The organism is Nocardioides sp. Z24_21 (genome assembly GCF_058134345.1).
This window is the reverse complement of sequence record NZ_JBYTTH010000006.1, coordinates 66,984-90,606: the sequence shown is the minus strand read 5'-3', so window position 1 is coordinate 90,606 and position 23,623 is coordinate 66,984. Positions and strand designations below refer to the sequence as shown.

Annotated in this window: 22 protein-coding genes; 11 read left to right on the top strand and 11 right to left on the bottom strand. The window is 73.5% G+C overall.

Features of this window, described 5'->3' with window-relative positions:
* Window positions 1-44 precede the first annotated feature (44 nt).
* Window positions 45-551 carry a hypothetical protein gene (locus AC3X7Z_RS17770; RefSeq protein ID WP_489976767.1) on the top strand — a complete coding sequence of 169 codons (507 nt, stop codon included), beginning with the start codon at window positions 45-47 and terminating at the stop codon, window positions 549-551.
* 61 nt (window positions 552-612) lie between these two features.
* On the top strand, window positions 613-1,857 hold the full coding sequence (locus AC3X7Z_RS17765) for a phospholipase D-like domain-containing protein (RefSeq protein WP_241005112.1): 1,245 nt from the start codon (window positions 613-615) through the stop codon (window positions 1,855-1,857).
* A 6-nt stretch (window positions 1,858-1,863) separates the two neighbouring features.
* On the opposite strand, the gene AC3X7Z_RS17760 is transcribed toward AC3X7Z_RS17765, so the two are convergent.
* Window positions 1,864-2,796, bottom strand: coding sequence for a DNA-3-methyladenine glycosylase family protein (locus AC3X7Z_RS17760; RefSeq protein ID WP_489976766.1), 933 nt, complete (start codon window positions 2,794-2,796; stop codon window positions 1,864-1,866).
* A 40-nt stretch (window positions 2,797-2,836) separates the two neighbouring features.
* On the opposite strand from AC3X7Z_RS17760, the gene kynA reads away from it, so the two are divergent.
* Entirely contained in the window at window positions 2,837-3,712 is an 876-nt protein-coding gene (gene kynA / locus AC3X7Z_RS17755) for a tryptophan 2,3-dioxygenase (RefSeq protein ID WP_186341177.1), read from the top strand.
* 30 nt (window positions 3,713-3,742) lie between these two features.
* Here kynA and AC3X7Z_RS17750 read toward each other — a convergent pair whose 3' ends face one another.
* Window positions 3,743-4,552, bottom strand: a complete 810-nt coding sequence (locus tag AC3X7Z_RS17750; protein ID WP_186341176.1) for a resuscitation-promoting factor — start codon at window positions 4,550-4,552, stop codon at window positions 3,743-3,745.
* 234 nt (window positions 4,553-4,786) lie between these two features.
* Here AC3X7Z_RS17750 and AC3X7Z_RS17745 point away from each other — a divergent pair, with 234 nt between their 5' ends.
* The 3 genes from AC3X7Z_RS17745 to AC3X7Z_RS17735 all read left to right on the top strand — a co-directional run bounded on the left by AC3X7Z_RS17745 (window position 4,787) and on the right by AC3X7Z_RS17735 (window position 9,083).
* Window positions 4,787-5,806, top strand: a complete 1,020-nt coding sequence (locus tag AC3X7Z_RS17745) for an App1 family protein phosphatidate phosphatase (RefSeq protein ID WP_489976765.1) — start codon at window positions 4,787-4,789, stop codon at window positions 5,804-5,806.
* A gap of 107 nt (window positions 5,807-5,913) precedes the next feature.
* Entirely contained in the window at window positions 5,914-8,652 is a 2,739-nt protein-coding gene (locus AC3X7Z_RS17740; RefSeq protein ID WP_206054373.1) for an ATP-binding protein, read from the top strand.
* 68 nt (window positions 8,653-8,720) lie between these two features.
* Entirely contained in the window at window positions 8,721-9,083 is a 363-nt protein-coding gene (locus AC3X7Z_RS17735; protein ID WP_346776140.1) for a GNAT family N-acetyltransferase, read from the top strand.
* 100 nt (window positions 9,084-9,183) lie between these two features.
* Here AC3X7Z_RS17735 and AC3X7Z_RS17730 read toward each other — a convergent pair whose 3' ends face one another.
* Entirely contained in the window at window positions 9,184-9,795 is a 612-nt protein-coding gene (locus tag AC3X7Z_RS17730; RefSeq protein WP_489976764.1) for a hypothetical protein, read from the bottom strand.
* Window positions 9,792-10,418 (bottom strand): FMN-binding negative transcriptional regulator, encoded by a 627-nt coding sequence (locus tag AC3X7Z_RS17725; RefSeq protein ID WP_489976763.1) that lies wholly within the window; start codon window positions 10,416-10,418, stop codon window positions 9,792-9,794. Before AC3X7Z_RS17725 ends, AC3X7Z_RS17730 begins: the two co-directional genes overlap by 4 nt.
* 61 nt (window positions 10,419-10,479) lie before the next feature.
* Between AC3X7Z_RS17725 and AC3X7Z_RS17720 the strand changes: the two genes are divergently transcribed.
* The gene (locus AC3X7Z_RS17720) at window positions 10,480-12,012 is read left to right on the top strand and encodes an ATP-dependent DNA ligase (protein WP_489976762.1); all 1,533 of its coding nucleotides are present in this window, start codon (window positions 10,480-10,482) and stop codon (window positions 12,010-12,012) included.
* On the opposite strand, the gene AC3X7Z_RS17715 is transcribed toward AC3X7Z_RS17720, so the two are convergent.
* From AC3X7Z_RS17715 to AC3X7Z_RS17705, 3 genes are all read right to left on the bottom strand, one after another.
* Window positions 12,002-12,655 (bottom strand): class F sortase, encoded by a 654-nt coding sequence (locus tag AC3X7Z_RS17715; protein WP_489976761.1) that lies wholly within the window; start codon window positions 12,653-12,655, stop codon window positions 12,002-12,004. The genes AC3X7Z_RS17720 and AC3X7Z_RS17715 overlap by 11 nt on opposite strands.
* A gap of 4 nt (window positions 12,656-12,659) precedes the next feature.
* Window positions 12,660-15,839: an Ig-like domain-containing protein gene (locus tag AC3X7Z_RS17710; protein ID WP_489976760.1), complete on the bottom strand. Its 3,180-nt coding sequence runs from the start codon at window positions 15,837-15,839 to the stop codon at window positions 12,660-12,662.
* A 232-nt stretch (window positions 15,840-16,071) separates the two neighbouring features.
* A complete protein-coding gene (locus tag AC3X7Z_RS17705) occupies window positions 16,072-16,977 on the bottom strand; it encodes a S1 family peptidase (protein ID WP_489976759.1) in 906 nt (301 codons plus the stop codon).
* Window positions 16,978-17,030: 53 nt separating this feature from the next.
* Between AC3X7Z_RS17705 and AC3X7Z_RS17700 the strand changes: the two genes are divergently transcribed.
* Entirely contained in the window at window positions 17,031-17,765 is a 735-nt protein-coding gene (locus tag AC3X7Z_RS17700; protein ID WP_489976758.1) for a TetR/AcrR family transcriptional regulator, read from the top strand.
* Here AC3X7Z_RS17700 and AC3X7Z_RS17695 read toward each other — a convergent pair.
* The 3 genes from AC3X7Z_RS17695 to efp form a co-directional block, all read right to left on the bottom strand.
* Window positions 17,762-18,574: a DUF1206 domain-containing protein gene (locus AC3X7Z_RS17695; protein WP_489976757.1), complete on the bottom strand. Its 813-nt coding sequence runs from the start codon at window positions 18,572-18,574 to the stop codon at window positions 17,762-17,764. The genes AC3X7Z_RS17700 and AC3X7Z_RS17695 overlap by 4 nt on opposite strands.
* Before the next feature lie 88 nt (window positions 18,575-18,662).
* Complete coding sequence (gene nusB, locus AC3X7Z_RS17690; protein ID WP_489976756.1) at window positions 18,663-19,073, bottom strand: transcription antitermination factor NusB; 411 nt, start codon at window positions 19,071-19,073, stop codon at window positions 18,663-18,665.
* A 6-nt stretch (window positions 19,074-19,079) separates the two neighbouring features.
* Complete coding sequence (gene efp, locus AC3X7Z_RS17685; RefSeq protein ID WP_489976755.1) at window positions 19,080-19,643, bottom strand: elongation factor P; 564 nt, start codon at window positions 19,641-19,643, stop codon at window positions 19,080-19,082.
* Window positions 19,644-19,793: 150 nt separating this feature from the next.
* Between efp and AC3X7Z_RS17680 the strand changes: the two genes are divergently transcribed.
* The 3 genes from AC3X7Z_RS17680 to AC3X7Z_RS17670 all read left to right on the top strand — a co-directional run bounded on the left by AC3X7Z_RS17680 (window position 19,794) and on the right by AC3X7Z_RS17670 (window position 23,343).
* Window positions 19,794-20,444: an SDR family oxidoreductase gene (locus tag AC3X7Z_RS17680; RefSeq protein WP_489976754.1), complete on the top strand. Its 651-nt coding sequence runs from the start codon at window positions 19,794-19,796 to the stop codon at window positions 20,442-20,444.
* Between the two features lie 171 nt (window positions 20,445-20,615).
* Window positions 20,616-22,070, top strand: a complete 1,455-nt coding sequence (locus tag AC3X7Z_RS17675) for a basic amino acid/polyamine antiporter (RefSeq protein ID WP_489976753.1) — start codon at window positions 20,616-20,618, stop codon at window positions 22,068-22,070.
* 22 nt (window positions 22,071-22,092) lie between these two features.
* Window positions 22,093-23,343, top strand: coding sequence for an arginine deiminase (locus AC3X7Z_RS17670; protein ID WP_489976752.1), 1,251 nt, complete (start codon window positions 22,093-22,095; stop codon window positions 23,341-23,343).
* Window positions 23,344-23,364: 21 nt separating this feature from the next.
* On the opposite strand, the gene AC3X7Z_RS17665 is transcribed toward AC3X7Z_RS17670, so the two are convergent.
* Window positions 23,365-23,553: a hypothetical protein gene (locus AC3X7Z_RS17665; protein WP_186341164.1), complete on the bottom strand. Its 189-nt coding sequence runs from the start codon at window positions 23,551-23,553 to the stop codon at window positions 23,365-23,367.
* Window positions 23,554-23,623: the final 70 nt, after the last annotated feature.

Sequence of the window (23,623 nt, the reverse complement as noted above, 5' to 3'; positions counted from 1 at the left end):
TACGCGGGGCCACCGACAGCGGGCGCGCGTGATGGGATCTCCCCGTGGACGACGCACCGACCTACCGCTGGACCGCCGCCCCCGACTCCGCCGCCCGGGCGGCCGACTCCTTCCTGCGCGCGCAGCGGCGCAGCCGGCGCACGGTGACGTTCGCCCTGCTCGCGTGGGTGCTCTACTGCGCCGTCTTCTTCGCCCTCGACCCCGACCCGTCGCGGATCGGCCCCGCGCTCGGGCTCGGCACCGGCACCGTCGCCGTGCTGTTCGGGGCCATCGTGCTGGTCGGCCGCTTCCGGTGGCGCCACGCCTTCCGTCGCCAGCTCGTGCCCGGGCTGGTGGTCACCTCGCGGTTCACCGAGGACGGTCTCGAGCTGAGCAGCCGCGAGGGGACGCAGACGCTGCCCTATGCCAGCCTCGAGTCGCTGCGGCACGACGGCGAGTGGGTCCACGTCCGGCTCGTGGGGTCGCCGACGACCTCCGTCGTGCCCGCCGCCCTGCTCCCGGCCCACGAGCTGGCCCGCTTCCCGGCGTACGCCGACGCGCGTCCCGACTGACCGCCTCCGGCCCCTCGTGCCGGCGGCCCGGCTGGAGGGACACCTCGCTAGATTGACCCCTGTGACCGTCGCCCGCACGCTGACCGCCGTACGGCGCACCCTGCTCACACTGGTCGGGCTCCAGCTCGCCGTCGCCGTCGCGCTCTCGCTCGTCGACTCCTACCGGCGCCGTGGCAAGAAGCCCAAGCCGTTCCCGGTGACGGGGCCCGAGACCGTGCCGGTCGGCGACAGCGAGATCACGACCTACACCTTCGGCCGCGACCTCTACGACGACATGCTGGCCGCCATCGACGGGGCCAAGAAGCAGATCCTCTTCGAGACCTACATCTGGAAGGGCGACGAGATCGGGTGGAAGTTCAAGACCGCCCTCGCCGCCGCCGCCGACCGCGGGGTAGACGTGCACTGCATCTACGACGGCTTCGCCAACCTGGTCGTGTCGCCCGCCTTCAAGCGGTTCCCGTCGTCGCTGAAGGTGCTGCGCTACCCCATGTGGACCGCCGGCTTCCGGGTCTGGGACCTGCGCCGCTACGGCCGCGACCACCGCAAGATCCTCGTCGTCGACGACGAGGTCGCCTTCGTCGGCGGCTACAACATCGGCTCGGCGTACGCCACCGAGTGGCGCGACACGCACGTGCGGATCGCCGGCCCCGGCGTGTGGGACCTCAAGAGGGCGTTCGCCGACCTCTGGAACGTCAACCGGCACCACCGGCTGCGGCGCGACGACCGGCCCCTGCTGCTCGAGACCGCGTCGGAGTGGGACCCCCACATCCGCACGCACCAGAACGTCCCCCGGCAGTGGACGTTCCCGATCCGCAGCATGTACCTCGAGGCGATCGCCCGGGCGAGCCGCAACATCTGGCTCACCACCGCCTACTTCCTGCCCGACCAGGACTTCGTGGACTCGGTGGCCGACGCGGCGCGGCGCGGGGTCGACGTACGCATCCTGCTGCCGCTGAAGTCCAACCACATCGTGGCGGACTGGATCTCGCGGGGCTACTACGGCCAGCTGCTCGCCGCCGGGGTGCGCATCCTCCGCTTCAAGGACGCGATGGTGCACGCCAAGACGGCCACCATCGACGGCAACTGGTCGACCGTCGGCACCGCCAACATCGACCGGCTCAGCCTCCAGGGCAACTACGAGATCAACGTCGAGGTGATCGACCGGGACTTCGCCGCGGTGATGGAGAAGGTGTTCGCCGCCGACGAGTCCAACTGCCTCGAGCTGACCCTGGCGGAGTGGGAGGCGCGCGACCTCAACCGGAAGTTCACCGAGAGCTTCCTCGCGCCGCTGCGTCCGTTCCTCTGAGCGCGCTCAGCGGGTGGGCAGGTGGGTCGGGACGCTCATCCTCGGTCCGCGCCGCGGCCGGGTCCGGCCACCGGCGATGGCCATCGCGGCCGCGCGGCCGCGCTGGGGACGGTAGGGCTCGAGCAGCTCGCCCATCTCCTCGTCGGTGATGTCGTGGCCGAGGAGGGCCCAGCCGATCCAGTGGGCGAGGTGGTAGTCGCCGAAGCTCACCGCGTCGGGGTCGCCCAGGGCGCGCTGGCGCACCTCGGCGCTGGTCCACACGCCAATGCCGCGGACCGACCGCAGCCGGCGGTCGGCCTCCTCGGCGCCCACCTCGGTGAGTCGCTCGAGCGACGACGCCAGCCGGCACGCCGTCACCACCGTGCGCGACTGGGCCGGCTGGACGCCGAGGCGCAGCCACTCCCACGACGGGATCGCCGCGATCGTCTCGGGCGTCGGCTGCAGCATCAGCCGCAGGGACGCGACCGGGCCGGGCGCGGGCTCGCCGTGGCGCCGGACGAGCTCGCGGAACGAGCCGAACGCCTCCTTGCCGGTCACCTTCTGCTCGAGGATCGACGGCACCAGCGACTCCATCACGAGCCCGGTGCGCCCGATGCGCCAGTGGCGGTGGGCGCGCCAGCCGGCGGCGACCTCCGGGTGGTGCGTCTCGAAGCCGGTGGGGTCGTCGTCCGCGCCGAGGAGCGCGGGCATCGCGTCGAGCGCCCAGTCGGCCCCCGGACCCCAGGCGCGGCCGACGACCTCGCCGGCCGCCGGCCGGGGGTGCACGCAGAGCGACGCCGGGCCCAGCGGCGTACGCATGGCGCGCCAGACGCGTCCGGACTCCTCGTGGCGCTGCGTCGGGTCGCCCGCGCCACGACGCTGCGGGCGCAGCACCTGGGCGGGCACGCACGGCCAGTCGGGCACCCAGGTGCGGGTGCGCTCGGCGGTCGCGGGGGCCATGGTGCGACGGTAGACGAGGGCACCGACTACCTTGCAGTCCATGGCTCCAGGAACGGGCGAGACACCGGTCACCCCCAACCAGCGCGACCTCGAGGAGGGCATCCAGCGCGACTTCTCCCGCGCGATGTCCTACGGCGACTACCTGCGCCTCGACGTGCTGCTGTCGGCCCAGCAGCCGCTCTCCGACCCTCCGCAGCACGACGAGCTGCTCTTCATCGTCCAGCACCAGACCAGCGAGCTGTGGCTCAAGCTGCTGGTCCACGAGCTGCGCTCGGCCCGCGCGCTCCTGCGCACCGACGACCTCTCCCCCGCCCTCAAGCGGCTGGCCCGGGTCAAGCACATCCAGCACACCCTGACCGACCAGTGGTCGGTGCTGGCGACGCTGACGCCGTCGGAGTACGCCGAGATCCGACCGTTCCTGGCCACCAGCTCGGGCTTCCAGTCCGCGCAGTACCGCGAGGTCGAGTTCCTCCTCGGCAACAAGAACGCCGAGATGGTCAAGGTCTTCTCCCACGACGAGGCCGCGCGGGACGCCCTCGACGAGCTGCTGCACGAGCCGTCGCTCTACGACGAGTTCCTCGCCCACCTCGCGCGCCAGGGCTACGCCGTCCCGCAGCGGCTGCTGGACCGCGACTGGACACGGCCGCACACCACCGACCCCGAGCTGGTCGACGTCTTCGCGTCGGTCTACGCCTCACCCGACGAGCACTGGGGCGTCTACGAGACCTGCGAGGAGCTCGTCGACGTCGAGGACGCCTTCCAGCAGTGGCGCTTCCGCCACCTCCAGGTCGTCCAGCGCGTCATCGGCCACAAGACGGGGACCGGCGGGTCGTCGGGCGTCGACTTCCTGCGCCGGGCGCTGGACCTGACGTTCTTCCCCGAGCTCTACGAGGTGCGCACCCGCATCGGGCAGTGACCGCGGCCACTGCCCGACCGGGCGGTCGGCTCAGAGCAGCCGGCCGCAGGTGGGCCACGGCGAGCGGCCGCGCTGCTTGTAGAGCAGCTTGGCGCGGTAGGTCTGCTCGCCGGGCGACGCGGACGTCGGGAGGCCGGAGCCGCCGACGCTGCGCCACGTGCCGAGGTCGAACTGGTAGAGCCCGTAGTAGCCGGCCGGGTTGACCGCACGCGGGTTGCCGCCGGACTCGCAGCTGGCCAGCGCGGCCCAGTTGAGGCCGTCTGCGCCGGCGACCGAGCTGGCCTTGCGGCCGACGAGCACGCGGCGCGGGCGCGGCTCCTTGACCAGGGTGCGCCTGACGACGCGGTAGGTCTCCGGCTCGCCGTTGTGCAGCGTCTTCACGGCGACGATCTCGCGGACGCCGGGCCGACCGGTGGCCACGACCTTGCGGCGACCGGGCTTGAGCTTGGTGGTGGCGACCTCGACCGTGCGCGGGCGGACCTTCTCGCGCTTGGTCTTGCGCTTCTTGACCACGTCGGTCAGGCGGACGACGTCGCCCTGGCGCAGCCGCTTGCGCTTGCCGGAGACCTCGCGGCCGTCGCGGACGACGTCGACCAGGTCGTTGCCGTCGACGGAGACGCCCTGCGCCTCCAGGAGCGCACCGGGCCACGCGCGGGGCGTGGTGGCGACCTCGACGGGCGGCTGGTCGGCGACCTTGAGGCGGACGGCGACGGCCTCGTCGTCCGCCGGCTGGGCGTAGGCGCTGCCGGGCGCCAGGGTCAGGGCGAGGGCTGCCGCGGCGACGCCGGCAGCGGCGCCTCGCAGGCGGACGGACAGGACAGGTGTGGTGGTGGCACGCACGTGCTTCGGACCTCACGGGGGTGTTGTGTGCGCCCTCTCCGGGGCGCTCGGACGCGACACCGTCGAGTCGGGCGTCGAGGCCACGGTGCGCATCACCTCACGATGGGAGGCGCCCCGCTCACGGCGAGGGCACTACCTGCGGCTCGTCCACCAGAACACGATCGCGGGAGCATGTCCAATTGGGAGTGGTGCCCCCGCTCGGCCGCGACGGCTCGCCGTGCCTACGGTTGCGCCATGGACGTACGCCGGTGGGTCGTCGCCGCGGAGCGGGCGTGGGACGGTGCGCGCGTGCGGCGCCGACGGTCGCGGGCGCCCGAGCACTTCAGGATCGATCCCTACCTCGGCCACGGCGGGACCGAGGGCGTGGTCGTGCGGGGCCGGGTGCTCGACAACCCCCGGTCGCCCGAGGCGGCGGACGGGGAGGGCGTCGCCGCCGCGGTCCGCCGCACGGTGGGGAACTTCCTGACCGACGAGCTGCCGGGTGTCCCGCTCCGCGTGACGGTCGCGGGTGAGCAGGTCGACGCCGTCACCGACGACGAGGGCTACTTCCTGGCCCGGCTGTCACCGGCACCCGGGGCGCTCACCAGCCCGTGGACCCGCGGGACGGTCGAGCTCGCCGGAGACTACCGGGGACTCACCGGCCAGCCGTCGGCGTCGGTGGACGTGCGGGTCCCGGCTGCCGGCGCGCGGTTCGGGGTGATCTCCGACATCGACGACACCATCCTCCAGACCGGTGTCCAGCGGGTGGTCCGGATGGTGCTGCACACGCTCACCGGCTCCGAGCTCACGCGGGCGCCGTTCCCCGGCGCTGCGGGGCTCTACCGCGACCTGGCTGCGGGCGTGAACCCGGTCTTCTACGTCTCCTCGAGCCCGTGGAACCTGCACTCGTTCCTCGTGGCGTTCCTGCGCCACCACGGGTTCCCCCTCGGCCCGGTGCTGCTGCGCGACCTGCTCGGCACCTCCGCCGGGCGTGAGCAGAAGCACGACCGCATCCGCGAGGTGCTCGACCTCCACCCCGACCTGAGGGTCGTGCTGCTGGGCGACTCCGGGGAGCACGACCCGGAGATCTACGCCGACATCGTCCGCGAGCACCCCGACCGGGTGATCGCGGTCTACATCCGCGAGGTGCGGCTCGACCCCGGCGACGGCCGGGTGGAGAGGGTCGCGGACGCGTGGGGGTCGGAGGTCCCGTTCGTGCTGGCGGCGGACACCGACGCCGTACGCCGCCACGCGGAGGCCCTCGGGCTCGTGTGAGGGGTGATCGCCGGACGTCTATCAGCGGCGAGACCCGGCCTTGCGGGTGTGCGTGGCGTCCGTGAGACTCACGTCCTCACGCGCAGAGACTGGGGGGAGCCGCCGCCGTGGACCTCGTGGGCAGGGACGCCGAACGAGCGGAGATCGAGCGCCTGCTGGACCGGGCACGCGCCGGCAGCAGCGGCGCCCTCGTGGTGCGCGGCGAGGCGGGCATCGGGAAGACGGTCCTGGTGGAGCAGGCCGCCCTTGGCGCCGCGTCATCGGGGTTCCGGGTGGAGACGTCGGTGGGGGTGGAGGCCGAGGCGCAGTTCGCGTTCGCCGGTCTGCACCAGCTGTGCGGCCCGCTGCTGGGCCACCTCGGCGCGCTGCCGGACCCGCAGCAGGCCGCTCTCGGCGTGGCGTTCGGACTGCGGAGCGGGCCTGCACCGGACCGGTTCCTGGTCGGCCTGGCGACGCTCAACCTGCTGGCCGAGGTCGCCGAGGCGGCTCCGCTGCTGTGCGTCGTCGACGACGCCCAGTGGCTGGACGAGGCGTCCGCGCAGGTGATGGCGTTCGTCGCGCGACGCGTCTCGGCCGAACGCGTGGCGCTGCTGTTCGCGCGCCGCGACAGCAGCACAGCCACCGACGACCCGCTGGCCGGGTTGCCGGAGCTGCGGGTGGCCGGGCTCGGCGAGGCAGACGCGCGGACGTTGCTGGCGACGGGTGTCGCCGCGCCTCTCGACGACGCCGTGCGCGAGCGGATCGCCGCAGAGGCCCGCGGCAACCCGTTGGCGCTGCTGGAGCTGCCCCGGGCCGCACCCGCGACCGTCCGGGCGGGCGGCTTCGAGCTGCCGGACACGCTCAGCGTGCCCCACCGCATCGAGGACGGCTTCCGCCGCCGCTCGGCGACCTTGCCATCCGAGACCCAGCTGCTGTTGCTGGTGGCGGCGGCCGACCCGACCGGCGACCCGGCGCTGCTCTGGCGCGCGGCCTCCCACCTGGGGATCGTCCCCGAGGCGGCCGCGCCCGCCGAGGCGAGCGATCTGGTCGAGATCGGCACCCGCGTACGGTTCCGGCACCCGCTGGTGCGCTCCGCGGTCTACCAGTCGGCCACCGCACCCGACCGGCGTCGGGTGCACGGAGCCCTGGCCGGCGCCACCGACCCGCGGGGCGACCCCGACCGGCGCGCCTGGCACCGGGCGCAGGCCGTGCTGGGCACCGACGAGCACGCGGCCGCAGAGCTGGAGCTCTCGGCCGACCGAGCGCGCCTCCGCGGCGGTGTGGCCGCCGCGGCCGCGTTCCTGCAGCGCGCAGCCGAGCTGACGCCGGAGCCCGCCGCCCGCACGCGGCGGTCGCTGGCGGCCGCCCAGGCCAAGCACGACGCGGGTGCGATCGAGGCCGCGTCGGCCCTGGTGGCGGCCGCCGCCGCGGGGCCGCTGGACGACCTGGCACGCGCCTGCCTCCAGCTGCTGCGCGCCCAGATCGCGTTCCACCTGACACGGGACCAGGACGTGCCCGGCATGCTGCTGGACGCGGCCAGGATGCTCGCCCCGCTCGACCCCGCGCTCTCTCGCGAGACCTACCTGCGCGCCCTCGACGCGGCGATCCTCATCGGCAGCGACGACGTGACGCACATTGCCGCAGCCGCTGCGGCCGCTCCCCCGCCGCCGACACCGGCCCGACCGGTGGACCTGCTCCTCGACGGCCTCGCGACGACGTTGACGATCGGATACATGGCAGGAGCCCCCCGGCTGCGACGCGCCCTCGAGTCGTTCTGCGACGGCACCCTCACCGATCCCGGCCGCGAGCGGGAGAGCGCCGGGTGGCTGTGGCTGGCCGGCCGCAACGCGGTGGCGCTCCTCGACGACGAGCTGCTCCACGCACTGGCCAGCCGCAACGTCGCGCTGGCCCGCGAGTCCGGCGCGTTGGCGACGCTGCCCGCCGCCCTCGGCCTCATGTCGATCACCTCGACCCTGATGGGTGAGCTCGCCCGCGCCGGCGAGCTGGCCGCCGAGGCGACGGCCATCACCCAGGCCACCGGCGGCGTCGAGCTCCGGCACGCCCAGGTCATCCTCAGTGGCTGGTGTGGCGACCGCGCCGCGACCACCGCGCTCCATGCCGGCACCGCCGAGGACGACGCCTACCCCGAGGGGAGCACGGACGCCGCTCAGGCCCTGTACGCGCTGGCAGTGCTCCACAACGGGCTGGGCGACTACGCCGCTGCGCGGGAGGCCGCGTCACGCGCCTGCCGGTCACCCGAGCTCGCGCTGAGCAGCGCCGGCCTCCCCGAGCTCGTCGAGGCCTGCGTCCGTACCGACCACCCCGAGAGCGCCGCCTCGGCGATGGAGCAGCTCGACGCCCGGGCGCGTGCCAGCGGCGCGCCCTGGGCGCTCGGAGTGGCGTCGTGCGCCCGGGCGCTCACGAGCACCGGAGCCGCGGCCGAGGAGCACTACCTCGAGGCGATCGGACAGCTCGGGCGCAGCCGGATGGGCGGCTACCTCGCTCGCACGCACCTCGTCTACGGCGAGTGGCTACGCCGTGAGGGCCGCCGCAGGGACGCCCGCGAACAGCTCCGCACCGCCCACCGGCTGCTCGCCGACATGGGCGCGGAGGCGTTCGCCGCACGCGCCGCACGGGAGCTCCGCGCCACGGGCGAGCACCCACGCGCCCGAGCCGCGCAGCCGACCCACGAGCTCACCGCCCAGGAGCTGAACATCGCGCGACTGGTGGCCACCGGGGCAACCAGTCGCGAGGTCGCCGCCGAGCTGTTCCTCAGCCCGCGCACGATCGAGGCCCACCTGCGGAGCATCTTCCGCAAGCTGGAGATCACCTCCCGCCGGCAGCTCAGGCAGCTGCCGCTTCCCTGAGACAGGGAGGGACCTCGACCGGTCTAGGCAGTTCTCCCCGACGCGAGCAGGCGGCCTGATGGGCGATCGTGTGGACGTCGCACCCGTTCCGAGACCAGGAGGCTCCACCCACCATGCCCATCGACGTCACGGTGACCCGCAACCCCGACCGCCAGCGCTACGAGGCCGTCCTCGGCGACTCGACGGTCGCCGGGTTCCTCGACTACCAGGAGACCAGCGAGCTCGTCGCACTCACCCACACCGAGGTCGCCCCGTCCTTCGAGGGCCAGGGAGTGGGCAGCGCCCTCGCCCGGGCCGCGCTCGACGACATCCGCGCTCGACGACTGCGGGCCCTCGTGATCTGCCCCTACGTCACCAGGTGGCTGCGGCGACACCCCGACTACCGCGACCTGCTCTACAACGCGGCACCGTCCACGGCGGATGACGCATGACGCGCACGACCCGCACCGGACCTCGGGCGGGCGTGTCCTTCGACGCCGAGCGGCGCCAGCACGCTGTGGGAGGTCTCGGCCGCCGTCCAGCAGCGCCCGGCTACAGCGACCGCTCGACGGTCGTCACCACGCTCGTCACCGACGGCCGCTCGGGGGTGCTGGAGAACCCGAAGCGGCAGGGCGGGTCGACCGGGGCCAGCTCCCCCAGCGCGGCGCCGCGCCAGTGACCGGCGATCGCCGTCACCGCGACGACCGACGTCGCGCCGTACCACTCCCGTCGGTCGTTGCCGGCCGTCCCGCGCGTGCGCACCCCGCTCAGCACGACACGCGCCACCGGGTCGACGGCCGAGCACCACGCCGGCGAGGTGGCGACGCGGGCGGGGACCAGGCCGAGCAGCCGGCCCAGCGGCGTACGCCCTCCGGTGACCAGCCGGAGCGAGAGCGAGGGCGTCGACACCTGCCATCCGTCGGCTGTGTCCTCGACACCCACCGGCTCGATGACGTGCTCGTCGAAGGTGTAGGTCGCGGCCACGAACTCGCGCACCCGGTCGTCGGGGGCGAGGAGCACCCGGTGCCCGGAGGCGGCCTCCACCATGACGTCGGCGAAGGCGCCCCACGGCGAGTCGTCCCAGCGGCCGACGACGACGCGCACGCCGCTGGTGCTGCCCACGCCGGCGATGCGGCCGGTGAAGCGCTCCCGGGTCCGGCTCACGGGGCCACGAGCCCGCCGGGGTCGCGCCCGTCCGCGGCCAGCCCGGCCGCCACGCCCGCTCGGTCGGCGGCGGAGCGGTTCTGGCTGAGCTTGGCCTTCGCCTCCACCGACGAGACGACCACCTCGACGCCCACGATGGGGCGGAGGTTCTTGTCCACATAGTCGTCCGGGGCGTCGGCGACGGCCCACGGCTCGGCGCGCTGCTGCTCGTGGTGATCGGTCAGGCGGGTGACCAGCCCCCGCACCCAGCCGGCGTCGTCGTGCACCGTGACCGACCCGCGGAGGTGGACCACCGAGTAGTTCCACGTCGGGACGACCCTGCCGTGCTCGGCCTTCGAGGCATACCAGGACGGCGAGACGTAGGCGTCCGGCCCCGTCACGATCACCAGCGCCGGCGACCCTGTGACGATCCGCCGCCAGTGGGCGTTGGCCCGCGCGAGGTGCCCGACGAGCCGGTCGCCCTCCCAGAGCACGGGCAGGAAGGTCGCGTAGGGCACGCCGTCCACCCCCACCGTGACCAGCTGCGCGGTGCCGACGGCGGCGACGAACGGGCGTACGTCGTCCGGGCCCATCGCGTTGGCGCGCGGCACGTAGAGGGAGGCGGTCGCGGGTGTGCTGCTCATGATGCCCATCCTGCCCGTTCGGGTGGCACTCGCTGTCGGTGCCGGGCGGCAGGATGGACGCATGCTGCTCGCCGAGCTCGTCGCCACCTCCGCCGCCGTGGCCGCCACCCGGTCCCGCAAGGCCAAGGTGGCCGCGCTCGCCGAGCTGCTCGCGCGGGTGGAGCCGGCCGAGCTCGAGGTGGTGGTGTCCTACCTGGGCGGCACGCTGCGGCAGCGTCGTACGGGCCTGGGCTGGCGCGGGGTCAGTGACCTCCCCTCCCCCGCCGACGAGCCGTCGCTGACGGTGCTGGAGGTCGACGCCGCCTTCGAGGCGATGTCGCACCTGTCGGGCGCGGGGTCGCAGCTCGCCCGCAGTGCCGCGGTGGGCGACCTCTTCGGGCGCGCCACCGCCGCCGAGCAGCGGTGGCTGCGCGCCATCGTCACCGGCAACGTCCGCCAGGGCGCCCTCGACGCCATCACGCAGGAGGCGGTGGCCCAGGTGGCCGGCGTGCCCCTGACCGCCGTGCGCCGCGCCGCCATGCTCGCCGGCTCCACGGTCGCGGCCGCGCGGGCGGCGTTCGACGGCGCGCAGGCGCTGGCCGCGATCGGGCTCGAGGTCGGCCGCCCGGTCATGCCCATGCTCGCCTCCAGCGCACCCGACGTCGCCGCAGCGATGGCCGCCCTGTCCCCCGACGGCGAGACCGAGGTCGCGATCGACGCCAAGCTCGACGGCATCCGGATCCAGGTCCACCGCGACGGCGACGTCGTGCTGGTGGTGACCCGCAGCCTCGACGACATCACCGGCCGACTGCCGGAGGTCGTCGACGTGGCCCGCTCCCTCCCCGCGGAGCGCTTCGTCCTCGACGGCGAGGCGCTCGCGCTCTCCGACGACGGACGACCCCTGGCCTTCCAGGACACCGCGAGCCGCACCGCGCAGGACACCGGCGTCGCCGTCACGCCACACTTCTTCGACGTCCTCCACGTCGACGGTCAGGACCTGCTCGACTCCCCCGGCCGCGAGCGCCTCGCCGCCCTCGACGCGCTGGTCCCCGAGCAGCACCGCGTCCGCCGCCTCGTGACCGCCGACCCCGAGGCGGCCGCCGCCTTCGCCGCCGAGACGCTCGCAGCCGGCCACGAGGGCGTCGTGCTCAAGGACCTGTCCGCCCCCTACGCCGCGGGCCGCCGCGGCTCGGCATGGGTCAAGGTCAAGCCGCGGCACACCCTCGACCTGGTCGTGCTCGCCGTGGAGTGGGGCTCGGGCCGGCGCGAGGGCTGGCTGTCCAACCTCCACCTCGGCGCCCGCGACGAGTCGTCACCCACTGGGTTCGTGATGCTCGGCAAGACGTTCAAGGGCCTCACCGACGAGCTCCTGGCGTGGCAGACCGAGCGCTTCCTGGAGCTGGAGACCCACCGCGAGGGCCACGTCGTCCATGTGCGCCCCGAGCAGGTGGTCGAGATCGCCTTCGACGGGGTGCAGCGCTCGACGCGCTACCCCGGCGGCGTCGCGCTCCGGTTCGCCCGGGTGCTGCGCTACCGCGACGACAAGCGGCCCGACGAGGCCGACACCATCGACATGGTCAGGGCCTACGGCTCGCCGGCGTCGGTCAGCTCGTGACCTCGGGCGTGGCGTACCAGATGGTGCGGTGCGTCCAGTCGCCAGGACCACGCCGGGTGCCGGAGCACACGAGGATCGCCAGGCGCGGGCTGCCGGCGGTGTCGTAGAAGCCGGAGAGCGTCGCGTCGGCCCTGACCTGCTGGCGCCGCGTCACCCGGTAGCACAGGACCGTCCCGGCAGGCCCCGAGACCCGCAGCCGGGCACCGGGGCGCAGCCGCTCGAGCAGCAGGTTGCCCAGCGCCGGGGCGTCCTGTCGCGCGCGGTCGCGGGGGTAGGTGTGCGCGGTCAGCCGCACCACGCCGGTGTCGTCGCCGGGTCGCACCCCGGCGCGCTTGTCCCAGGCGAGCTGCCACCGGCCGCGCGCGGTGAGGGGCGGGGGCGTGGGCACGCCGTACCTGTCCTGCCCGCGGGCGAGCACCCGGGTCGGACCCACGACGCCGTCGACCGCCAGGCCGGTCGGACGGAACGCCCGGTCGACCGCCGCGCACGGGTGCTGCGCTCGTTGCGCCTCGACGCGCGCCGGATCGGCGTGCGCCGGGACGCCCCACGGGGCCGCGCCGGACGCCGCGAGTGCGACGCCCAGCACGACCCCGTGGACGAGGACGGCTCGCGGGGCCAGGTGGAGTCGCCTCGCGAGCCTCACCCGATCACGCCCCGGGCGGCCGGAGCCGGAACCCGGTCGCGGGCAGCTGGGCCGGCACCACGGTGATGCCTGCCCGGCCCTTGTTGTTGGAGCGCACCGACTCGCCGGCGACGCGCACCGTGGCGACGTTGACCACCCGGCCCACGGCAACCCCCGTCGTCGTCGCGACCACGAACACCGGCGCCGCCTTCTTGCCGGCTCCCAGGCCCTTCTGACGCACGCAGGTGACCGTGTCGGCGCGGAGGCGGACCTTGCACGTCCACCCCTTGCCCTTGGCCGAGACCAGCTCGAGCCCCTCGGGCAGCGGGTCGCGCAGCGTGATCGGACCCGACGCGGCGTCGGTGCCCTTGTTGCGCACCGTGAGCCGGTAGCGCACCGAGTCGCCGACCTTCACCTGCGACCCACCGACCGCGCGCTTGGCGAGCACGAGGTCGACGTCGTCACGCGGGGCGGCCGGCACGGCCGGGGCCACGGTGATCGTCACGGTGGAGCGCACGGGGTTGCCGTTGGTGTCGCTCACCCGGTAGTCCACCGAGGTCGCCTGGCCGGCGAAGTCCGGCTCGGGGACGAACGTGATCGCGCCCGTCACCGGGTCGATCGTGTAGACACCCTCACCGGGGACGGTCAGCGTCTTGCCACCGTTGGTGGCGTGGGGCGAGGTGAAGACCACCGTCGTGGGGTCCCAGGCGCCAGGTGTCCCGTCAGCGTGCGGGCTGGGGGTGTCGTTCGGCAGCACGGTCACCGTGACAAGGGTGCCGTGCGGGGTCGTGCCGGTGTCGGGCTGGGCCGTCGGCGCCGGACGCACGGTCACGGTCAGCAGCGCCGTGTCGGTCGTGCCGTTGCTGTCGCGGATCTCGTACTCCACCGCCGCGGTGGTCCCGGTGAATCCCTGCGCCGGGGTGAAGGTCACCGAGCCGTCGGGGTTCACCTGCCAGGTGCCCTGCGGGGTCACGAGGGTCTTGCCGCCGTTGGTGGCCGCCGGGCTGGTGAGGACCGTCGCGCCGGGCACCAGCGGCGCCGACGAGGCACCCGCCGCGTCGTCCGTCACGGCCGGCAGGGTCACCGGCGTGCCGTACGGCGTGGTGGCGGTGTCGTCGTTCGCCACCGGCACGATGGGCTCCACCGTGATCGTCAGCGTCGACGTCGCGTCGTTGCCGACGGTGTCCGTGACCGTGTAGGTCACCGAGGCGGCCTGTCCGGTGAACTGCGGCTCGGGGTCGAAGGTGACCTGACCGGTGACCGGGTCGATCGTGTAGACGCCCTCACCGGGCACCGTCAGCGTCCTGCCACCGCCGGACACGGTGCCGGGGTTCGGGCCGGCGGGGAAGACCACCGAGGTCTCGTCCCAGCTGCCCGCGGATCCGTCGGCGAGCAGCCCCGGGGTGTCGCTGGGGAGCGGGTCGAGCGTCACGTCGATGTTCTGCGGGGTGGTCCGGGTGTCGGGCGCGGCGACGGGGCCGGGCCGCACGGTGACGACCAGGTCGGCGGTGTCGGTGCCACCTGCGGCGTCGGTGATCCGGTACTCGACCGGCGGGGTGGTGCCCACGTAGCCGGCCGCCGGCGTGAAGGTGACCGTGCCGTCGGCGTTGACCTGCCAGGTGCCCTCAGCGGTGACGAGGGTCTTGCCACCGTTGGTCGCCGCCGGGCTGGTGAAGACGGTCGACGTCGGCACGATGGGCGTGCCGGGGTCGCTCGGGTCGTCGTTGGCCGCACCGGGCAGCGTCACCGGGGTGTTGAACGGGGTGTTGCGGGTGTCGTCGGTCGCGACCGGCGGTCCGGCGGTCACGGTCAGCTCCGCCTCGGCGCTGTTGTCGGCCGCCGCCCCACGATCGGTGGTGCTGACGACGTTCTCGATGATGGTGCCGCCGGGCGTGCCCGTCGGGATCTCGTGCGTGTAGGTGACCGTGATGGTCTCCCCCTGGTCGATGCCCCGGAACCCCGAGTCGGGAGAGCTGGCCACACCATCGACGTACGGGCGTCCGCACGTCATCGAGCCCGGCATCGGGTCGCCCACGGCCACGCCGCACGTGACCGCACCGCGGGCGAGGGCGCGGTCGTTGCTGCCGCCGGTGACGTCGACCGACGTGATCGTCTTGTCGCCGGGACCGGGGAGGGTGTCCTCGAGGGTGACGAGATCACCGCGGGTCATCGGGTCGGGACCGTTGTTGGTCACGGAGACCGTCCAGGTCACCGTGTCGCCCGGCGCCGGAGTCGGGTCGTCGACCGACTTGGTCACCGCGAGGTCGTAGTCGCAGGGGACCCAGTCGAGGACCACGTCGCCCGCCTGGCCGTCGCCCGCGGTCGCCCGCTCACCCACGGCCACCGAGCTCACGCTCGCGACCGGGAACCCGGTCAGGCCCGGGCTCTCGACGGCGACGAAGCTCGCGCCGCCGCCGCCTCCCGCGCCGGTGACCCCGCCGTTGGTGAGGCCGCCGTTGCCGTTGCCGACGGTCGAGGCGGCGCCGCCGCCGCCGAACCAGCCGCCGCCACCACCACCGCCGGTGTCGGGGGTGTTGTCGGGACCGGCGTTGCCGCCCGTGCGTCCGACGCCCGGGGTCCCGCTCCGCACGGCGTCGGCGCTGCTCGCGCCGCCTGCCCCCGGACCGGCCGTACCACCACCGGCGCCGGCGCCGACGACGGTCTGCGCCGGCTCGTCGCGACCGTCGACGCCGTTCCCACCAGCGGTGACGCCGGGTGCGGAGGGGAGACCGGCGTCGCCGCCGCCACCCTGGGTGAGCGAGTGCCCGCCGCCGGAGCCGCCGCCACCGCCGGCCACCACGACGTCGTCGCCGTCGAGCTGCAGCGAGGTCCAGCCGCCGCCGCCGGCGCCCGGGTGGATCTGGTTCGAGCCGGTGAGCTGGCCGCCGTTGCCGCCGCCGTTGCTGCCAGCCGTGCGGACCTGCGCGCCGCCGCCACCCACGACGCCGCCGAACGACTCACCGGGCACGACGGCGAATCGGGCGCTGATCCGCGCGGCCGCACCGTTGGCGCCGGGCTGGCTCATGCCGCCGACCATGTTGTGCCCACCGGCGCCACCGGTCACCCGGACGTCGACGAAGCAGGCACCGTTGGGTACGACGCCGGAGTAGGGCCCGACGCCCGCGGAGAACGTGACCGGGTCCGGCGCGGGGGCGGCGAGCGCCGAGGTCGTGCCGACCGAGGCGGTCAGGCCGGTCAGGGCCACGCTGGTGGCCAGTGCGATCCCGAGCCTCCTGGTGGAAGTACGACTGTGGGGGCTTCGACGAGACGTCGGGAGGGCACGCATGCGCTGTCTTTTCGCTGGGGGTCATGGGCGCGCAGGGCACCATCGCGCCCACGCGCCACAGAAGATAGGAGCGCCCAGCCGGCGCCGTCCGCGAAACGGACGACACGCGTGCCGAAGGATGACGCGGATCACACTCGCGGCGGCAGGTGGTCTAGCTCGCGGTGACCGCCCCGGTGGCCGTCGCGGCCGGGCGGGGCAGCCGGCACCCCGGCACGTCCAGGTCGAACGTGCGCCCGGCATCGAGGCAGGTGAGCAGCCACCACGTCTGCTGTCCGTAGTTCATGTGCTCGCGCAGGACGACGCGTCCCCGGCGGCTCTCCTCGCAGGCGGAGTCGACGCAGCGGCGACCGCCGACCCAGGCGGTGTTCGCGATCCCGACCACGAGCCCCGTGGCGCGCGACACGATCGGCGACCCGGAGTAGCCACCGCGGATGGCACAGCCGCCGCGGGCCGGCAACCGGATCGAGTCCCACCAGTCCCACCTCTGCTCGTGCAGGCGGTACGCCGTCCCGGCGGTCCTGCAGGCACGCTGCTCGCGCCAGTAGCCCGACGGGATGCGGACGCGGTCACCCCGCGCCGGCCCGGCCTCGGCGAGGGAGAGCGGGGTGACGCCCGCCGCGGCGAGGTCGGCGTAGGTCCGGCGCAGCGTCAGCAGGGCGACGTCGGTGCGGTACATCGAGGCGTACTGCAGGCGTACCGCGCGCGTCGACAGCGCCACCTCGCCGCGCCCGTCGAGCAGGTCGACCGGGGTGCGGCGGTGCTCGTCGACGAGCACCTCACGGGCGCCGAGGAAGGGACGGCGGACGCAGTGACCGTTGGTGAGCACCACGGCCGGGTCGGTGTCGAGGGCCGCGGGCCACCTCACGACCGCACCGGAGCAGCCCGGCAACCGCGCGGTGCCGGCGAAGCGGCCACCGTCGACGGCGACCGAGGCCCCGACGGGCGCCGCCAGCGCGCCGAGCGCGGTGACTGCGGTGACGGCGAGCGCGGCGACGAGCACTGTGACGACCAGGACGACCGCACGGCGGACGGGACGACGAGCGGCGACGACCAGCACCCGTCCATCGAACCACAACGGCGCCGCGGCGCGACCTACCTAGACTGACCATCATGACCACCGAGCCGACGCCAGGCACCGGCACCGGCACCGGCACCGGCACCGAGCGGGGTGGCACCGCGGCCGACCGTCGGCGGCAGCGCGAGGCGGAGATCATCGGCGCCACCCGTCGACTCTTCGACGAGCGGGGCGTGCGCGACGCGCAGATCGAGGACATCGCCCGGGCGGTCGGCATCAACCGCGCCATCATCTACCGCCACTTCACCGGCAAGGAGGAGCTCTTCGGCCTCACCCTGGTGCAGTACCTCGACGAGCTGCGGGTGGCGCTGGAGCGGGCCGCGGCGACGACGTCCGACCCGCGCGACCAGCTCGTGCGCCTGGTCGAGGCCTTCGTCGACTACGGCCTGGCCCACCCGGCGTTCGTCGACTGCGCACAGGCGATCATGCGACGCCCTGGCGGCGACCTGCTGGAGGAGGTCGGCAAGGGGGCGCTGTACCGCCTCGGGCAGGCGATCAGCGGCTGTCTCTCGGTGCTGACCCGCACCATCACCGCGGGGGCGGACAGCGGCGACTTCCAGGTCGACGACCCGGGGCTGCTGGCCAACATGCTCTACGCCAGCGGGCTCGGCACGCTCCAGCTCGGTCGGGTGGCGATGCTCGTCTCCGAGGAGGAGCCGGGGGTGCCCCGGATCAGCCGGGTCACCGCCGAGCAGGTGCGCGACCATATGGTCGCCACCGCCCTGGCAGTCGCGTCCGGCACGCCCACGGGGGCGGGCCGCAGGCGCTAGCGGGAGAGGTGCTTGGCGCGCGCGAAGCAGAACGCTCCGTAGCACGCGATGCCGAGGGCGATGATCGTCAGCAGCACCTGCCCGAACGGCTGCTCGAGCACCGTCTGCAGCGCCTGGTCGAGCCCGCCCGACTTCTCCGGGTCGTGGGTGAGGGCCGCATAGACGAACAGTCCGCCGACGATGGCGATGGCGATGCCCTTGGCGATGTAGCCGACCTTGCCGAGCGTGACGTAGACCGAGCCGTCCTTGCCGGCCTGCCCCTCGGCGTCGAGGTGCTCGCGGAACTTCTCGGTCCACCCGCGCCACACCAGCAGGCCACCGTACGCGATGACCGCCAGACCGACGACGCCCACGATCAGCTGGCCGCCGGGGAGGTCCATCAGCTTGGCGGTGGTGGAGTCGGTGCCGCCCTTGCCACCCCCGGAGCCGGTCGCGGTCTGGACGGCGCTCCAGCCGATGGCCCCGTAGAGCACGGCCTTGCCCAGCGAGGTGGCGCGCTTGCGCCAGCGCTTGGCGTCGTCGGACTCCTCGCGATAGCCGAAGCCGAACTCCAGCAGGCGCCACAGGACGAGCAGGGCCATGCCGACCGCGACCATCCACACCAGCGCCTCGCCGAGCGGCTGCTGGGCCAGGTAGTGGAGGGCGCCGGCGTTGGACGCGCTGTCCTCCTTCTCGCCGAAGGCGAGCTGGAGCGCGAGCCACCCGACGAGCAGGTGCACGACCCCGTAGGCGACCAGCCCCGCCCGGATCGCGTGGTCGAGCCAGTCGCTCTCGTGGGCCTGCGCAGCGGTGTCGGAAGGAGCGCTCATGGGCTCAACCTAGGACCTCGCGACGACCCGCCGCGAACGCGCTGACCCCTGCGGGTGAGGCCGGCGCGGGGCGTCGCGCCGGCCGGGGTCAGACCAGGCTGGCCCGGTCGCGCTGGATCGAGCCGAGCAGCCCGTTGACGAAGGCCGGCGAGTCGTCGGTGGAGAGGTCCTGCACGAGGTGGAGCGCCTCGCTCACCGCGACCGTGTCGGGGACGTCGTCGTCACCCCACAGCAGCTCGTAGACGCCGATGCGGAGGACGTTGCGGTCGACGGCGGGCATCCGGCTGAGCGTCCAGCCCTTGCTGTAGGTCGTCAGCACCTCGTCGATGCGCGCCTGGTGCTCGACCACCCCCCGCACCAGCGTGGCGGTGTAGGCGTTGGTCGGCCCCTCCCCCTCCGCGATGGCGCGATCGAGCGCCGTCACGGGGTCCTCCGAGCGGAGCTCGGAGGCGAAGAGGATGTCGAGCGCGCGCTTGCGGGCCTTGGAGCGGGCAGACACCTGGCGTCAGGCCTTGACGCGGCCGAGGTAGGACGAGTCGCGGGTGTCGACCTTGACCTTCTCGCCGGTGGTGATGAAGAGCGGCACCGCGATGGTGTGGCCGGTCTCGAGCGTGGCGGGCTTGGTGCCGCCGGTGGAGCGGTCGCCCTGAAGGCCCGGCTCGGTCTCGGCGATCAGCAGCTCGACGGAGGCGGGGAGCTCGATGAACAGCACGCGACCCTCATTGGTGGCCACGATGGCCTCCTGGTTCTCCAGCATGAAGTTCTTCGCGTCGCCGACGACCTCGGGGGCGACCTCGAGCTGCTCGAAGGTGCTGGTGTCCATGAAGACGTAGGACGAGCCGTCGTTGTAGAGGTACTGCATGGTGCGCTTGTCGACGTTGGCCGTCTCGACCTTGGTGCCGGCGTTGAAGGTCTTGTCGACGTTCTTGCCGGACTCGACGTTGCGGAGCTTGGTGCGCACGAAGGCCGGGCCCTTGCCGGGCTTGACGTGCTGGAACTCGACGACGGACCAGAGCTGACCCTCGATCTTGAGGACCATGCCGTTCTTGAGGTCGTTGGTGGTTGCCATGTGGTGTGTGTCCGCCTTCGTCGAGTTGTCAACGTCTCTCGGCCCCGGGGCGAGCCCGTGCCGACGGACCAGTCTAGTCGGGGGCCGCCGGAGCCCGGAAATGCGCGACGGACACGGGGATCCGACCCCGCGGTGTGTAGCGTCGAGACCATGCGAGTCACCATCATCGGCGGACACGGCAAGATCGCGCTGCTCCTCGCCCCCCTGCTGGTCGAGGCCGGTCACGAGGTCACCTCGGTGATCCGCAACCCCGACCACGTCGCGGACGTCGAGGCCACGGGCGCCACCGCGCTGGTCGCGTCGGTCGAGGACGCCGACACCGGCGCCATGACCGACCTGCTCTCGGGCCAGGACGCGGTGGTCTGGTCGGCGGGCGCCGGCGGCGGCGACCCGCAGCGGACGTACGCCGTCGACCGCGACGCCGCGATCCGCTCGATGGACGCCGCGCAGGCGGCGGGCGTGCGGCGCTACGTGATGGTGTCGTTCTCCGGCGCCGACCGCGACTCGCTCGTGGCGGAGGACGACCCGTTCCGGGTCTACCAGGACGCCAAGATCGCCGCCGACGAGCACCTGCGCGCCTCGGGGCTCGACTGGACCGTCCTCGGGCCCGGTCCCCTCACCCTCGAGCCCGGTCGCCGCTCGGTCAACCCCGACGCCCGCCCCGGCGACGGCGACACCACCTCGCGCGAGCTGGTGGCGCAGGTCATCCTCGCCGTGCTGGACGACCCGCGGGCCCACGGCAGGACCCTCGTCCTCGGCGACGGCGCGGTCCCGATCGACGACTGGCTCGCGTCGCTCTGAGGCACCTCCCCCCGCGACCACTCGCGCGCGGACATTTACACGGGCAGTCGCGGACCCTAGCCTGAGCAGGACCTAGGTCACCCGTACGGGTGGTGACCGTTCGGGGGTCCTCGTGCGCGCTGGAACAGCCCCAGACGCCGGCCGGCCGTCGCCGGCCGGTGCGCCGGCGCCATGAGCGCGCCGAGCGAGGCGCCCCCCGCGGGCGCGGTCGCGACGATGAGCCTGCCGACGCTGACCGCGATGGTGGTCGGCGGCATGGTCGGGGCCGGCGTCTTCTCCCTGCCGGCGCGGTTCGGCGTGGCGACCGGGATCCTCGGCTCGCTCATCGCCTGGGCGGTCGCGGGCGTCGGGATGCTGATGCTCGCCTTCGTGTTCCAGACCCTCGCGATCCGCAAGCCCGACCTCGACTCTGGCGTGTTCATCTATGCCAAGGCGGGGTTCGGCGACTACGCCGGCTTCAACTCCGCGATCGGCTTCTGGGCCAGCACCGCAGCCGGCAACGCGTTCTACTGGGTCTTCATCACCGCGACGCTGGGCGCCTTCTTCGACGGCTTCGGCGACGGCGACACCCTGCTGGCGGCCGCGCTCGGCAGCGCCGGGGTGTGGTTCTTCCACTACCTGATCGCCCGCGGCGTGCGCGACGCCGCGGTGATCAACCGCATCGTCACCGTCTTCAAGATCCTGCCGATCCTCACCTTCGTCGTCGTGCTGCTGTTCTACTTCGACGCGGGGGTGTTCGCCGACAACTGGACCGCCTACGGCTACGGCGACCTCGGCGGTCTGGACGAGCAGGTCCGCAACACGATGCTGGTCACGACGTTCGTCTTCCTCGGCATCGAGGGCGCCAGCGTCTACTCGCGCTACGCCCGGCGCCGCGAGGACGTCGGGCGCGCGACCGTGCTGGGCTTCCTGAGCGTGCTCGCGATCTTCGCCCTCGTCACGCTGTCGAGCTATGCCGTCGTCCCGCAGCCCGAGCTCGCCGCGACCCGGCAGCCCTCGATGATCGGGGTGTTCGAGTCGGTGGTGGGCGACTGGGGCGAGGTGTTCATCAGCGCCGGGGTGATCGTCTCGGTGCTGGGGGCCTACCTGGCCTGGACGCTGATGGCGGCGGAGGTGATGTACATCCCGGCCCACAACGAGGACCTCCCGCGGCTCCTCGGCCAGGAGAACGCGGCCGGTGCCCCGATCGCGGCGCTGGTGGTGACCTCGCTGGCCGTGCAGAGCCTGATCGCGCTCACCCTGGTGCTCGACGACGCACTCAACTTCATGCTCGACCTGTGCACCAGTCTGGCCCTGCTGCCCTACTTCCTCGCCGCGGCGTACGCGCTCAAGCTCGGCCTCACGGGCGAGGCCTACGAGGGCGTCCCCGCCGGGGTGCGCCGCAGGGAGACGGTCGTGGCAGGCGTCGCCACGGCCTACACGCTGTTCCTCTTCGACGCCGCGGGCCTCGAGTTCGTGCTGCTGATGACGGTCGTCCTCGCCCCGGCGACGGTCCTCGACGTCAAGGCGCGCAGCGAGCACGGGCGTCGCATCTTCACCCCCACCGAGATGGTGCTCTGCGCGGTCATCGTCGTCGCCAGCGCCGTGGGCGTCGTGAGCCTGTGGACCGGTCGCATCACCGTCTGAGCACCCATCGAGAGGAAGCATCATGAGCCAGTCCGCGACGTACGGCGTGCACTCCGAGGTCGGCCGGTTGCACAAGGTGCTGGTCTGCGCGCCGGGCCTCGCGCACCGACGGCTCACCCCGACCAACAGCGACGAGCTGCTCTTCGACGACGTGATGTGGGTGGAGAACGCCCAGCGTGACCACGCCGACTTCGTCAACAAGCTCGCCCAGCGAGGCGTCGAGGTCGTCGAGCTCCACGACCTCCTCGCGCAGACGATGGACGTCCCCGGAGCGCGCGACTGGCTGCTGGACCGCAAGGTCGTCGCCGACCGCGTGGGCCTCGGCCTGGTCGACGCCACCCGCGCCCACCTCGACTCGCTCGACGGGCGCCGGCTCGCCGAGCTGCTCATCGGGGGGATGGCCACGAGCGACCTCCCCGAGGAGCACCGCTCGCCCTACCTCGCGCTCGCACGCGAGTCCACCGGTGTGCGGGAGTACCTGATGCCCCCGCTGCCCAACACCCTCTACACGCGCGACACGACGTGCTGGCTCTACGGCGGGCTGACGATGAACCCGCTCTACTGGGGCGCCCGCAAGGACGAGACGCTGATCTACAAGGCGATCTACGGGTTCCACCCCGACTACGTCGACTCGACCGTGTGGTGGGGCGACCCCGAGCGCGACAGCGGGCAGGCGACGTTCGAGGGCGGCGACATCATGCCGGTGGGCAACGGCGTGGTCCTGATGGGGATGAGCGAGCGGACCTCGCGCCAGGCGATCACCCAGGTCGCCAAGGCGCTCTTCGACCGGGGCGCGGCCACCCGCGTGGTGGTCGCGGGCATGCCCAAGCTGCGCGCGGCGATGCACCTCGACACCGTGTTCACGTTCGTCGACCGCGACGTGGTGACGCTCTACCCCACCATCATGGACGCGGTGCACACCTTCACCCTGCTGCCCGCTGACGCGGCCCCCGGACTCGAGGTGCGCGACGAGGGCACGACGCCGTTCGTCGACGTGGTGGCGCGCGAGCTCGGCCTGGCGTCGTTGCGCGTCATCGCCACGGGCGGTGACGTCTACCAGTCCGAGCGCCAGCAGTGGGACAGCGGCAACAACGCCGTCGCGCTCGAGCCGGGGGTGGTGTTCACCTACGACCGCAACACGCTCACCAACACGCTGCTGCGCCGGGCCGGCATCGAGGTGATCACGATCGTGGGTGCCGAGCTCGGCCGGGGCCGCGGCGGCGGTCACTGCATGACCTGCCCGATCGTGCGCGACGCGGTCGACTTCTCATGAGCAGCCCGTCGTCGCGGACCATCACCAGGCCGGCCGCCGCGGTCGGGCCATGCTCATCGAGTGCAGCACGGCGTCGCGCCGCGCGGCCCGCACCTCGCCCAGCTTGACCTGGCACTCCCAGCACCGGTCGGTCGGGACGCAGCACATGGCCTCGCGCACCTCGGCCTCGAGCTGGTCGGCGTGGGCGCTCCTGCTCAGGACGCTTCGCATCGTTCCTCCCCTGTCCGGCACCAGTGTGGCCGGGGGGCACCTGCCGTCGCATCGGCATTACTACGCATGT